The organism is Agrobacterium tumefaciens (genome assembly GCA_025560025.1).
Classification (GTDB): Bacteria; Pseudomonadota; Alphaproteobacteria; order Rhizobiales; family Rhizobiaceae; genus Agrobacterium.
In genome coordinates this window covers 1,110,404-1,123,457 of sequence record CP048485.1, presented here as the reverse complement: position 1 = coordinate 1,123,457, position 13,054 = coordinate 1,110,404, and the positions used below count along the sequence as shown (strand labels likewise).

Sequence of the window (13,054 nt, the reverse complement as noted above, 5' to 3'; positions counted from 1 at the left end):
GATTGATCGCCCGTCGATCCATGTTAAACCGGACCATGCAAACCAGCGGCGATGGAGTGTGAATGCGTCTGATCTGCCTGAACGGTTGGGGCGGAAAGCTCCATGACGAGCTCGTTTCCTATATTGCCGCGTCCGATCCCGATATTCTGTGTCTCCAGGAAGTCATTCATACTCCGGCGGCCATGCAGGAGTGGCTGATCTATCGCGATCACGGCATTGACCTGCCGCAGAGGGCGGATTTCCTGCAGGATGTCGCAAAGGCCCTGCCCGATCATCTGGCTGTGTTCTGCCCGGCAGCGCAGGGTGATCTGTGGGATGGTGAGATGCGGTATCCTTCCCAGTGGGGGCTGGCGACCTTCGTGCGCAAATCCATTGCCATTGTCGCGCAGGCGCAGGGTTTCGTGCATGGCGCCTTTTCCGCGGACGGATATGGCGATCATCCTCGCTCGCGCACCGGCCATGCCATTCGTGTCTTTGATTTCACGACCCGTAAACCCGTCGTCATCGCCCATATGCATGGCCTGCGGGAACTCGATGGCAAACAGGATACACCTGCCCGTCTGGCGCAGGCAGAACGCCTCGTCCAGCTCGTCAGAAACATCGCCGAGGATGGCGACCGGGTCATCGTCTGTGGCGATTTTAATGTTCTGCCCGATAGTGAGACATTCGCCGTGCTGAAGACGCTGGACCTCGTCGAACTCGTCACGACACGCGGCTTTACCGACACGCGGACATCGCACTACACGAAACAAAATCGTTATGCGGACTACATGCTGGTCAATCCGGCCGTGAAGGTCGATCACTTCCATGTCGTGACGCAGCCGGAAGTCTCGGATCATTGCCCGCTGGTTCTTGAGTTCAGCTGAAAATCTGAACTCAGTGTCCGACTTTCACCAGTAACGAGCCGAAGGCAATCAGCGCACCAGCCGGATGTCGCTCGTCACAACCGTCTTACCGGTCTTGCCGTCCTTGTCGGTCGTGCGCAGCCGCAGGCCATTGTCACCGACTTTTTCGATGGTCATGGCCGCGACGCGGTCCCCGTTGATTTCACGGTTCCAGCGGACCGTGAGATTGATCGCATTTCCCTGACGGTTGCCGGCCAATGCCGAAGGACGGCCGGAGGGGCCGGTATAGGTGCCGCTGTAACGCGCGCCGCTGGCGGCAAGGTCAGCGGCGATGGCACGCTTTACCACGACAAGACCACGGCATGTGCCCGACATGCGCAGCGCCGTCGCCTTTGCGTCGGAACTCAAGGTGCAATTGACATTGATCGGCGGCATGCCGATGCGGGTGATCACCGTTCCCTTGCCTGTCCATGTGCCTTCCAGCGACGACAGGAACCCGCTTTCATCGGCGCGCGTCGGGGTTGCGGCAATGAGGCCTGCGAAAGATAAGATCAGGGCTGCCTTCGTTTTCATGGCGATCATCCGATACGATTTGATGAAAGGTAACTCGCGGATCGCTGAAAATGTTCCTCGTGCCGTTTTTCACGCTCCTGAAAAACGGTAGCGAAAGTTTCGTCCGCGTCGATGCAACCAAATGCCGGCAGGCATGTTCTTGGCGAGCCACGGTGACCCTGTGCCAATATCGGGCATATTTCGGAGCTTGTTCCATGACGACTATCGGCATTTCGGCATCAAAGGCTAACATCCCTTCCGGGGGGCTGCCGCGCAGCGGTTTGTCCGACCGCACGCTCTTTGCGCTGGCGGCGCTGAACTTCTTTCTTGCCGATGCGCGTGACGGACTTGGGCCGTTTCTGGATGCCTTTCTGGCCACCAAGGGTTGGTCATCGCTTTCGCTTGGTTTGATTGCAACAGTCGGCGGGCTGGTCGGCCTTCTGGCGACACCCCTGTGCGGTGCCCTCGTCGATGGCACGGTGTGGAAACGGACGCTGATCGCGGTGCCTGTCGTTCTGGTGACCATCGGGGCGCTCATTACGCTCATCTTTCCCGATGTCTGGATTGTCTGGACCGGCCAGATCATGACCGCAGTGGTCGGCGCGGTGGTCGGTCCCGCCCTCGCCGGGCTGACACTAGGCCTTGTGGGCGAACGCCTGTTTTCCCGGCAGATTTCGCGAAACGAGTTCTGGAACCACGGCGGCAACTTTGCCTCGCTTTTCGCCACCTATGTTGCCGTTTCCTTCTTCGGCCTGCATGGCGTCATCGGTCTCATGTTGTTGACAGCGGCGGGAGCACTTGTTGCCGCGGCCGCAATCGACCCTGACAGGATCGATCACAAGGTTGCGCGCGGTCTGGGTGAAGATAAGGGTGAACCTGGCCCCTCCGGCATCAATGTACTGTTTCACGAACGCGGATTGATCCTGCTCGCCGTCATCCTGCTCATCTTCCATTTCGGCAATGCGCCGATGGGGCGGCTTCTGGCCCAGGATTTTGCAATCGAATTGCAGACGCCGTTCCGCACCACCGCCATCATCACCGGCGTCGCGCAGTTTGCCATGATCTTTGTCGCTGCCATGGCGCCTTTTCTCATACGCCGTTTCGGCCTTGCCACGGTCTTTCTCATTGCGCTCGCAGCATTGCCGATCCGTGGGTTTCTTGCATCCGCTTTCACGGATTTCTGGGTTATTTTCCCCGTGCAGTTTCTCGACGGTATCGGCGCGGGCCTTTTGGGGATTGTGACGCCGGTGGCTGTGGAGCGAATCCTGAAAGGCACCGGGCGTTTCAACGTCGGTCTCGCCAGCGTGATGATGGTGCAGGGTATTGGCGCTTCGTTCAGCAATGTCGTTGCGGGCTGGCTGGTGACGAAAGGCGGTTATGCCCTGTCACATCTGGTTGGCGGCGGCATTGCGGCCATCGCCATCGCCCTGTTCCTTGTCTACAGGAATGAGATCGCGCCAAGGCAGAATGACGAGATCGCCGCCAAATAAAAAGGAGGCCTTTCGGCCCCCTTTTAAAACGTCTCTACGGATATTTCCTCAGCCGACAAAAGCACGCTCGATCACGAACTCGGCTGGCTTGTTGTTGGCGCCTTCATTGAGCCCCGCCTTTTCAAGCAGTTCCTTGGTGTCCTTGAGCATCGCGGAAGAACCGCAGATCATGCCGCGATCGATTTCGGGATCGAGTGCCGGAACGCCGAGATCCGCAAACAGCTTGCCGTTCTCGATCAGCGTGGTGATACGGCCCTTGAAGGGATAATCCTCGCGGGTGACCGTTGCATAATGCTTCAGCTTGTCGCCGACGATCTCGTTCAGGAATTCGTGGTTGCGGATTTCCTCGACCAGATCGAAGCCGTATTTCAGTTCGGCCACGTCGCGGCAGGTATGGGTAAGGATGACTTCCTCGAACTTCTCATAGGTTTCCGGATCACGGATCAGGCTCGCGAAAGGCGCGATGCCGGTGCCGGTGGAGAACATGTAAAGCCGCCTGCCGGGCGTCAGCGCATCCAGAACCAGCGTGCCTGTCGGCTTCTTGCGCATCAGCACGGTATCGCCGGGCTTGATCGCCTGAAGATGCGAGGTCAGTGGGCCATCCGGAACCTTGATCGAGAAGAATTCCAGTTCCTCATCCCAGGCGGGGCTGGCGATGGAGTAGGCGCGATAGATCGGCTTTTCACCGACCATCAGGCCGATCATGGCGAATTCGCCGGAGCGGAAACGGAAACCGGCCGGACGCGTCATGCGGAAACGGAACAGGTGGTCCGTATAGTGCTCCACCGATAAAACCGTCTCGGCGTAAACACCATCAGGTATCTTGATCGCGAAATCTTCCGTCTTGGCTGGCGCGTTCATTTCAGGTTCCGTCCATTCTTATTCGATAAGCGACATTCTCCGACCGGGCAATTATACCATTTTTGCTCCGGTTTGAAGGCATGAGAATGTCAATACTGCCATGTGCGCAGGAAATATGTATCAAAAACTCATATTTCCTGCATCATGCGTTAACCGGCCGCACGGCGGCGCCAGCTATAGGTCTCTCCGCCAGCGGCCTGTCTGGCCGTCGGCTGGTAATAGACCGGAATTTCCGGCAGGCGATTTTCAGACAGGCGACGGATCGCCGTGCCGTTCGTCACCGCAAAGCTGGTAAAGCCCGTGCGCAACATCAGCGGCACCTGATCGATCAGCACATCGCCGACAGCCCTCACCTCGCCTGTAAAGCCAAGACGGCTGCGCAGCAGCGAGGCGTGGCTGAAACCACGGCCGTCATTGAAGGCCGGGAAGCTCACGGCAACAAGCTCGATACGGTCGAGATAAGGCTCAAGCCGGGTGACATCGTCGGCGGGCGCGATGAGAACGCCAAGGCCGATATCGTTGCTCTCGGCAGCGCGGACGAGGAAATCGGCAAACGGCAGCAAGGGCCTCTGCTCGGCTGTCGCCTTCACTTCTTCCGTTTCAATCACCCAGGGATCATTTTTCACGAAACCGTCGCGGTTCCAGATTTTCGTCATTGCAATCTCCTCAGGCGGCTTCGGCTGCGGAACCGTAGAGCGCATCCTTGAAAGGCTGCGGTCCGACGCGGCGATAGGCTTCGAGGAAGTTCTCTTCCTTCGAAAGGCGAAGACCAAGATAGGTGTCGACGATGGTTTCCACCGCATCGGTCACTTTTTCCGGCTCGAAGCCACGGCCGATGATCTCGCCGATCGAGGTGTTTTCATCGCCCGATCCGCCAAGCGTGATCTGGTAGAGCTCCGCACCTTTTTTCTCCACGCCCAGAAGGCCGATATGGCCAACATGGTGGTGACCACAAGCATTGATGCAGCCGGAAATCTTGATCTTCAGCTCGCCAATTTCCGCCTGACGCTCATGCGCACCAAAGCGGGTGGAGATTTCCTGCGCCAGCGGAATGGAGCGCGCATTGGCGAGCGCGCAATAGTCCAGCCCGGGACAGGCAATGATATCGGTGATCAGCCCGGCATTGGCGGTGGCCAGCCCCGCGCCGACAAGCGCGCGATAGACCGGTTCGAGATCAGCCAGCGCCACATGCGGCAGGATGATATTCTGCTCGTGGCTGATGCGGATTTCGTCAAAGGCATATTCTGCGGCGATATCGGCGACGAGTTCCATCTGCTCATCGGTCGCATCGCCCGGAATGCCGCCAATCGGTTTCAGCGAGATCGTCACCATGCCATAGTCCGGGTGCTTATGCGGTGCGACGTTCTGCTCGACGAAGCGGGCAAAACCTTCATCGGCCCGCTTCCAGCGCGCCAGGCTTTCCCAACCCTCGGGGCGGTCCTTCAGTTCCGGCGGCGCGAAATAAGCGGTGATTGCCGCGATATCGGCATCTGGCAGTTTCAGCTCGGTGTTCTTCAGTTCCGCGAATTCCACCTCGACCTGGCGGGCCAGTTCTTCCGCACCGGTCTCGTGCACGAGGATCTTGATGCGCGCCTTGTATTTGTTGTCGCGACGGCCGTGCAGATTATAAACTCGCATGATCGCCGTGGTGTAGGACAGCAAATCCTCTTCCGGCAGAAAGTCGCGGATTTTCTTGGCGATCATCGGCGTGCGGCCCTGCCCGCCCCCGACATAAACGGCAAAACCGATCTCACCCTTGTCGTTCTTTTTCAGATGCAGGCCGATATCGTGAACCTGAATGGCGGCGCGGTCGCGCTCGGCGCCCGTCACCGCGATCTTGAACTTGCGCGGCAGGAAGGAGAATTCCGGGTGCACGGAAGACCACTGACGCAGGATTTCCGCATAGGGACGCGGATCGGCGACCTCATCGGCGGCCGCACCGGCGAAATGGTCGGCGGTGACGTTGCGAATGCAGTTGCCGGACGTCTGCAGCGCATGCATTTCGACACTTGCCAGTTCGGACAGGATATCCGGCGTATCGGAAAGACGCGGCCAGTTGTACTGGATGTTCTGGCGGGTGGTGAAGTGGCCGTAACCCCGGTCATATTTGCGGGCGATATGGGCCAGCATCCGCATCTGCTTGGAATTCAGCGTACCGTAGGGAATGGCGACGCGCAGCATATAGGCATGCAGCTGGAGATAGACGCCGTTCATCAGGCGCAGCGGCTTGAACGCATCCTCGGCCAGTTCGCCGGACAAGCGGCGCTCAACCTGATCGCGAAACTGTGCCACGCGGCCTTCAACAAATGCGTGATCGAACTCGTCGTAACGGTACATATTCTTCCTCAGACTGCGATGAATGCTGCATCGGCCGGCTTGAAGCCGGTGGCATAGTGCACGGTTGGGCCGGCAGCGCGAATGCGTTCGCGAAGACGGGTCGGCCAGAGCTTGCCGTTCTCCTCGACGACATCGATGACGGCCACATCAACGACCTTGTTGGCGGAAAAATCCCGCTTGCCGATTTCCTCGAACGAGGCGACGGCCTCCGCATGGCGGGCCACGATCGCCCCCTGCAGGTTCTCCGTCCATTCGCCATTGGCGTCGAGCCAGACGGCGATACCGTCGCTCAGGCGGTTGGCGGTCAAAACCTTGTCAGCCATTTGCATACTCCCGTTTGAGGTTCGCCGGCCTTGCGGCAAGCGCAAGCGCCTCGGACCTGTCGAAATTGGCGCCCGCCACCGCATCGCCGATGATGACCATGACCGGGCCGGTCAACTCATCGCGATGTTCGAGGTCGGGCAGATCGTTCAATGTGCCATGCAGCAGGCGGCGATCCGCGCGGCTGGCGTTTTCGATGACGGCGACTGTCGTTTCCACGCCGAGCCCCGCCTCGATCAGCCTTGTCGCAACCGAAGCGGCGACGCTGCGGCCCATATAGACGGCAATGGTCGCGCCGGAGACGGCAAGACGGGCCCAGTCGGGCAGAACATCGCCGGTCAGATCATGGCCGGTGGTGAAAATCAGCGACGAAGCGACACCCCGCAGCGTCAGCGGCAATTCGAAATCCGCAGCGGCAGCGAAGGCGGAGGTTATGCCGGGCACGATCTCATAACCGATACCGGCGTTACGCAGCGCCGCCATTTCCTCACCCGCCCGGCCATAGACCAGCGGATCGCCGGATTTGAGGCGCACGACACGCTTACCATCCTTGCCGAGGCACACCAGCAGGCGGTTGATCTCTTCCTGCGATTTCGTGTGGCAGCCCTTGCGCTTGCCGACGGAGAGACGTTCGGCGTCGCGGCGACCCATATCGACAATCGCCTGCGGCACAAGTGCATCATAGACGATCACATCGGCTTCCATCAGCACGCGCTGGGCGCGCAATGTCAGCAAATCTTCCGCCCCCGGACCGGCACCAACCAGCCAGACGCGGCCTTCGCTGCGCTCAGGCGATTGCAGCAGACGATCAGCGGCTTCACGTGCTGAAGACGTATCGCCAAGAGCCACGGCATCCGCGACTGCACCGGAAAAGAACCGTCGCCAGAAATTGCGCCGCAAGGCGCCCTTCGGCACGTTTTCTTCGGCTGCGTCGCGATATTGCACGGCAAGACGCGCAAGCTTGCCGAGCGACGGCGACAGCATCTGATCGATGCGCGCGCGGATCATCTGGGCAAGAACAGGCCCCGCCCCTTCCGTGCCGATGGCAATGGCGACAGGCGCGCGGGCGACCAGCGCCGGCGTGAAGAAATCGCAGAATTCCGGCTGATCCACCGCATTGGCAGGGATTTTCTTTGTACGCGCCGCAGAAACGATCTCACGGTCCAGCGCCTCGTCACCAGTCGCGGCAAAAACCAGCGTTGCACCGTCGATCAGGCGGCTTTCAAAACCCAATGCCCGATGATCAATGCTGTTTTCCTGGAGATAACGTCTAAAATCCACTTCCGGCTGATCGGCATAGGCGACGATATGCGCATCAGTGTTGGCGAGAAGCCTTACCTTGGCGAAAGCCTCGTCTCCATTTCCGAAAACAGCGACCAGCCGTCCCTCAACCCGGAAGAAGGCAGGGAAGGTTGAAAGGCGGTCGCCAGCAGCGGAAAAATCATGTCCTTTGTGCATTGGACATATATCCCGCATTGCGGTGCAAGATTGAAGAAACAGAAATTCAAGCCTTTCCAGCACCTGGATTTTTATTTCTCGAAGACCCCGGTTTTGGAGGAAAACAAACCGGCGGTCCTTTTTCGGGCCTCAGAATCCCTTCAGAATCCCTTGACAAACTGGGTCCTCGCGCCGAACAAGGAGTGACCGTTTCCTGTCGATTTCTCCATGCGAAGACCGCTTTTCTGCAGGCGGCACGAAGGACCAGCCCCTTGACCAGCCACACCCTCGCCGCCCGCCTTCTCGATGTCATCGAACACGATATCCTGCCGCTGACAGCGCGCGGGGTCAGCCTCGGCAACAAGGTTTTCGGCGCGGCGATCCTGCGCAAATCCGACCTGTCGCTGGTGGTGGCCGAGACAAATAATGAGCTGGAAAATCCGCTCTGGCATGGCGAAGTGCACACGCTGAAACGGTTTTATGAACTGGGTGAAAAGCCGAATACCAAGGAACTGATTTTTCTTTCGACCCACGAACCCTGCACCATGTGCATGTCCGCCATCACCTGGGCCGGCTTCGACAATTTCTATTCCTTCTTCAGCCACGAGGATTCCCGCGACGCTTTCGCAATCCCGCATGATCTGAAAATCCTCAAGGAGGTTTTCGGGCTGGAGCCCGGCGGATATCGCCGCAACAATGCCTTCTGGAATTCCTATTTCATTGCCGATCTGGTGGAGGGTGAAGACGATCCGCTGAAGACCACGCTGAAGGCGCAGACGGCCCGGATCAAGGCCGCCTATGACGATCTTTCCACCAGCTACCAGTCCTCAAAGGGTGACAATGACATTCCGCTCAATTGACGCGGCTTTGCATCCGAACAAAGCGTAAAAATGAAAAGACAGGGCATTTAAGGGTGGTCCCGTTTTCACCCATACTCGCCGCAAGAACGAAGGTTTGAGACATATGGAAGCCTCGAAGGATATTTCCCGCCTGATCGAGATCATGCAGGCCCTGCGCGAACCGGAGACCGGCTGCCCGTGGGATGTCGTCCAGACCTTCGAGACCATCAAGCCCTACACGATCGAAGAGGCCTATGAAGTCGCCGATGCCATCGAGCGCGAGGATATGGACGATCTCTGCGAGGAGCTGGGTGACCTGTTGCTGCAGGTGGTCTTCCATGCCCGCATCGCCGAGGAAAAAGGCGAATTCGCCTTTGGTGACGTGGTTGAGGCCGTCACCTCGAAGATGATCCGCCGCCATCCGCATGTCTTTGCCGCATCGGACGCCGATACGCCTGACAGCGTCAAGCTGCAATGGGACCGGATCAAGGCCGAGGAAAAACGCGAGCGGGCGGAGCGCCGCGCGCGCCGGGGCATTACGGAGGATTTCAAGGCGGGTTTTCTGGGCGGGATACAACGTAGCCAGCCGGCGCTGACGGAGGCCTTGAAACTACAGGAACAGGCGGCCCGCGTCGGTTTTGACTGGTCGGACCCGGCTCCCATTCTCGACAAGATCGAAGAGGAAATCGCCGAGCTGCGTGAGGCGCTGGCGGAAGGAAAACCGGAAAAGGTCTCGGATGAACTCGGCGACCTGATTTTCGCCCTCGTCAATATCGGCCGCCACGTCAAGGCCGATCCGGAAAATGCGCTGCGTGGCACCAACACGAAGTTCCGCAGGCGTTTCAACCATATAGAGACATCACTCTCTGATAGTGGCGAGACGCTTCAGGAAGCGAGCCTTGAGAGAATGGAAGACCTGTGGCAGGCGGCGAAACGCATCGAACGGTCGCTCGATACGGTTTCGTCCTGATTGTTCTGATATGCCATTAAGGAGCGCTCAGCGCTCCCAGTCTTCCCGCTCACGAATGGTCGCCTTTCCAAGCTTCCGTTCGAGTTCAGCCGCCTGCGTTTCCGAAAGGCGCACATCAAGCGCAACCGAGCCATCCTCATGGTCTTCACGGCTATCGACGATGGAGTTGCTGTAAACCCATGATATGAGCGGCAATTGCTCAACGGACAGGAGAACGGTCGTTTCCGTCAAAACACCGGACAGGCGTTTTGAAATCTCGTCCATGAGGGCATCGACGCCCTCGCCCGTGATTGCCGAAACGGCACGGATATTCGAGCGGCCTTCGGCACGCTGCATGATGGCGTCATGCGCCTCGGGTTCCAGACGGTCGACCTTGTTCCAGACCTCGATGATGCGCTTTTCGGCTTCCTTCTCGTCAATGCCGAGATCGCCGAGAATGCGCAGCACGTCAGCCGATTGCGCGGCATTGTCGGGATCGGACATGTCGCGCACATGCAGAACGAGATCGGCTTCCAGCACTTCTTCCAGCGTCGCGCGGAAAGCGGCGACGAGATGCGTCGGCAGGTCGGAGATGAAGCCGACCGTGTCGGACAGGATAACCGTGCGGCCATGCGGCAGCTTCATGCGCCGCAATGTCGGATCGAGCGTGGCGAACAGCATATCCTCCGCCAGAACACCTGCCCCGGTGATGCGGTTGAACAGCGTGGATTTGCCGGCGTTGGTGTAGCCCACCAGCGCGACGATCGGATGCGGCACCTTGCGGCGCTTGGCGCGGTGAAGCTGGCGGGTACGCACCACCTGCTCCAATTCCTTCTCCAGCTTGACGATGCGATCCTGCAGCAGGCGTCTGTCGGCCTCGATCTGGGTTTCACCCGGACCGCCCATGAAACCGGCGCCACCGCGCTGGCGTTCAAGGTGGGTCCAGCTTCTGACGAGGCGGCCCTTCTGGTAGTTCAGATGCGCAAGATCGACCTGCAGCGTCCCTTCCTTGGTCGAGGCACGGCGGCCGAAGATTTCAAGGATCAGACCGGTACGGTCGATGACCTTGGCATTCCACTGCTTTTCGAGATTGCGCTGCTGCACCGGGGTGAGCGGGTGATCGACGATCACGAGGCCGGAATTGGTCTCATCCAGAAGATGGCCGATTTCCTCGATCTTGCCGGTTCCGAACAAGGTGGCGGGACGCGGCTGATTGACCGGAACGACAAGACCCTGCGTCACGTCGAGATCGATGGCGAGCGCCAGACCCTTGGCTTCCTCAAGCTTGGCTTCAACGGAGCGACCGGGGGAAGGAGGTGCCGACGCCGCATCGCGGCCTTCGCGTTGCTGCTTGAGAACCGGCACGAGAACCACGGCGCGCATGTCGTCGCGGCGCTTCTCCTGCTCCGGAATGATCGATTCGTTCGAGGTGTCTCGCGTCGAAATGGGCTCAGCCTTATCCAGAAAGAACATTGCGGCCGACCGCGTCCGCGCGGGCGGCCCTTAGAATAACCTGACGGAACCGGAAATGTTCCCTCTTCACGTCAGCCTATGTCGAAAGATACCGTCGAGGGAGCCGGATCAGGCTGCGCCTTCTTCGCTCTCGAACATCTGCATCGGCTGGCCGGGCATGATGGTGGAGATTGCATGCTTGTAGACAAGCTGCGAATGACCATCACGGCGCAGAAGCACGCAGAAATTGTCGAAGGAGGTGACAACGCCCGTCAGCTTGACGCCGTTGATCAAGAAAATCGTGAGCGAAATCTTTTGCTTACGAACGGTATTGAGGAAGAGATCCTGAAGGTTTTGAGAACGTTCCGCCATGGCGCCGCTTCTTTCTTTTTTGCCGGCAGGGATACCGGAAAATAATCAATCAATAATAAGCCGGCCAAGTCTTGTCCCCCGCTTGGTCGACCTCAAACTCTGGTATCAAATCGTGTTCCGTTCCGCAACGGTCAAAACAGCCGAATGAGTACGAGTATTGACCCGCTTTTTCGATTCGGGACAGTCAGAAATATTGTATTGAAACACGGAAAAGTTGTTCCACGTCGCGCACCGCATCGGCGGATGCAAACAGCACGACACGGTCCTTCGCCTTGATTTTTGTACTGCCGTCCGGGCGGATCACCACGCCGTCGCGATAGATCGCGCCAATGCGCACGCCGTCAGGCATATCGATGTCTCTGAACGACTGGCCGACCAGCGGCGAGGTTTCCAGCGCCTCCGCCTCGATCACCTCTGCCGACCCGCGCTGCACGGCATAGACCGAGCGGATGCGGCCCTTGCGCACATGCTGGAGAACCCGGGAAATGGTGACGGCCCGCGGGTTGATATAGGCATCCAGACCGAGCGAGCCGGCGACCTCATGGAAAGAGGAGCTGTTTAGCAGCGCAAGGTTGGACTTGCAGCCGAGCTGCTTGGCCATCACCGCCGCCAGAATGTTGGTCTGGTCGTTATTGGTCAGGGTAACGATGAGGTCCGAATCCTGGATGTCGGCCTGCATCAAGATTTTATGGTCAAGCGCCGATCCATGCATGACGATGGTGTTGCTGAGCTGTTCCGACGCGGCAATAGCCCTGTCGCGATCCGCCTCGATGATCTTCACCCGTGTTTTCGGCTGCATCTCCTCAATCTTGCGGGCGACGAAGTAGCCGATATTGCCAGCGCCGGCGATAACGATGCGCTGCGCCTCCTGCTCCTCATGACCGAAAAGGCTTAAGGTGCGGCGGGCGTGCAGGCGCTGACAGATCACATAGGCGAGGTCTCCGACCCGCAGCTGTTCCGAAGAATGCGCAACCTTGAGGATGCCGTTCCGGTAGACACCCACCACCGTCGCGATCAGGTCCGGGAAAAGGTTGGACAGCTGCTGCAATGGCGTGTTGATGACAGGGCAGTCCTCCATGCATTCAATCGCCAGCATGAAGATCGTATCATCGGCAAAACGCACGACATCGGTCGCGCCCGGAAATGCAATGCGCCGGAGCACCATCTTGCCGACCTCGACTTCCGGCGAAATCGTCACGTCGATCGACATGTTCTCGCGGCTGAAGAGATCGGCATATTCAGGTTTCAGATAACTCTGGTCGCGAATACGGGCAATCTTGGTCGGAACGCTGAAGAGCGCATGCGCCACCTCGCAGGCGACGATATTGATTTCGTCATGCAGGGTCACGGCGATGATCATGTCCGCTTGGTCGGCACCCGCCTTCGCCAGCATATCGGGATGCGCGCCATGGCCGACATAACCGCGCACATCCAGCGTCTCGGTGATGGCGGTGATGAGCGGCGCGGCCGTATCGATTACCGATACTTCATTATCCTCCCGCGACAATTGTTCGGCGATGCCGTAACCCACCTGCCCTGCGCCGCAAATGATGACTTTCATGCTGTCTCTCTGACGGAATAATCGGTTGCGGCGACTTG

13 protein-coding genes are annotated in these 13,054 nt (G+C 58.9%); 4 read left to right on the top strand and 9 right to left on the bottom strand.

Annotated features, from left to right (window positions below; genetic code table 11):
* Positions 1-62 precede the first annotated feature (62 nt).
* The gene (locus FY152_05520; GenBank protein UXS31579.1) at positions 63-866 is read left to right on the top strand and encodes an endonuclease/exonuclease/phosphatase family protein; all 804 of its coding nucleotides are present in this window, start codon (positions 63-65) and stop codon (positions 864-866) included.
* A gap of 48 nt (positions 867-914) precedes the next feature.
* On the opposite strand, the gene FY152_05515 is transcribed toward FY152_05520, so the two are convergent.
* On the bottom strand, positions 915-1,418 hold the full coding sequence (locus FY152_05515) for a hypothetical protein (GenBank protein ID UXS31578.1): 504 nt from the start codon (positions 1,416-1,418) through the stop codon (positions 915-917).
* Positions 1,419-1,570: 152 nt separating this feature from the next.
* On the opposite strand from FY152_05515, the gene FY152_05510 reads away from it, so the two are divergent.
* The gene (locus FY152_05510; GenBank protein UXS31577.1) at positions 1,571-2,887 is read left to right on the top strand and encodes an MFS transporter; all 1,317 of its coding nucleotides are present in this window, start codon (positions 1,571-1,573) and stop codon (positions 2,885-2,887) included.
* A 48-nt stretch (positions 2,888-2,935) separates the two neighbouring features.
* On the opposite strand, the gene FY152_05505 is transcribed toward FY152_05510, so the two are convergent.
* The 5 genes from FY152_05505 to cobA form a co-directional block, all read right to left on the bottom strand.
* The gene (locus FY152_05505; GenBank protein UXS31576.1) at positions 2,936-3,748 is read right to left on the bottom strand and encodes a ferredoxin--NADP reductase; all 813 of its coding nucleotides are present in this window, start codon (positions 3,746-3,748) and stop codon (positions 2,936-2,938) included.
* 149 nt (positions 3,749-3,897) lie between these two features.
* Positions 3,898-4,404, bottom strand: coding sequence for a DUF934 domain-containing protein (locus tag FY152_05500; protein UXS31575.1), 507 nt, complete (start codon positions 4,402-4,404; stop codon positions 3,898-3,900).
* 10 nt (positions 4,405-4,414) lie between these two features.
* Positions 4,415-6,085 carry a nitrite/sulfite reductase gene (locus tag FY152_05495; GenBank protein UXS31574.1) on the bottom strand — a complete coding sequence of 557 codons (1,671 nt, stop codon included), beginning with the start codon at positions 6,083-6,085 and terminating at the stop codon, positions 4,415-4,417.
* A gap of 8 nt (positions 6,086-6,093) precedes the next feature.
* Positions 6,094-6,408, bottom strand: coding sequence for a DUF2849 domain-containing protein (locus FY152_05490; protein UXS31573.1), 315 nt, complete (start codon positions 6,406-6,408; stop codon positions 6,094-6,096).
* Entirely contained in the window at positions 6,401-7,864 is a 1,464-nt protein-coding gene (gene cobA, locus FY152_05485; GenBank protein UXS31572.1) for a uroporphyrinogen-III C-methyltransferase, read from the bottom strand. The genes FY152_05490 and cobA overlap by 8 nt, the downstream gene beginning before the upstream one ends.
* Before the next feature lie 251 nt (positions 7,865-8,115).
* Here cobA and FY152_05480 point away from each other — a divergent pair, with 251 nt between their 5' ends.
* Complete coding sequence (locus tag FY152_05480) at positions 8,116-8,703, top strand: nucleoside deaminase (GenBank protein ID UXS31571.1); 588 nt, start codon at positions 8,116-8,118, stop codon at positions 8,701-8,703.
* Between the two features lie 103 nt (positions 8,704-8,806).
* Entirely contained in the window at positions 8,807-9,652 is an 846-nt protein-coding gene (gene mazG / locus FY152_05475) for a nucleoside triphosphate pyrophosphohydrolase (GenBank protein ID UXS31570.1), read from the top strand.
* Positions 9,653-9,679: 27 nt separating this feature from the next.
* On the opposite strand, the gene hflX is transcribed toward mazG, so the two are convergent.
* The 3 genes from hflX to trkA form a co-directional block, all read right to left on the bottom strand.
* Entirely contained in the window at positions 9,680-11,014 is a 1,335-nt protein-coding gene (hflX, locus tag FY152_05470; GenBank protein ID UXS33214.1) for a GTPase HflX, read from the bottom strand.
* Between the two features lie 198 nt (positions 11,015-11,212).
* A complete protein-coding gene (gene hfq / locus FY152_05465; GenBank protein ID UXS31569.1) occupies positions 11,213-11,455 on the bottom strand; it encodes an RNA chaperone Hfq in 243 nt (80 codons plus the stop codon).
* Between the two features lie 184 nt (positions 11,456-11,639).
* A complete protein-coding gene (trkA, locus tag FY152_05460; GenBank protein ID UXS31568.1) occupies positions 11,640-13,016 on the bottom strand; it encodes a Trk system potassium transporter TrkA in 1,377 nt (458 codons plus the stop codon).
* Positions 13,017-13,054 lie beyond the last annotated feature (38 nt).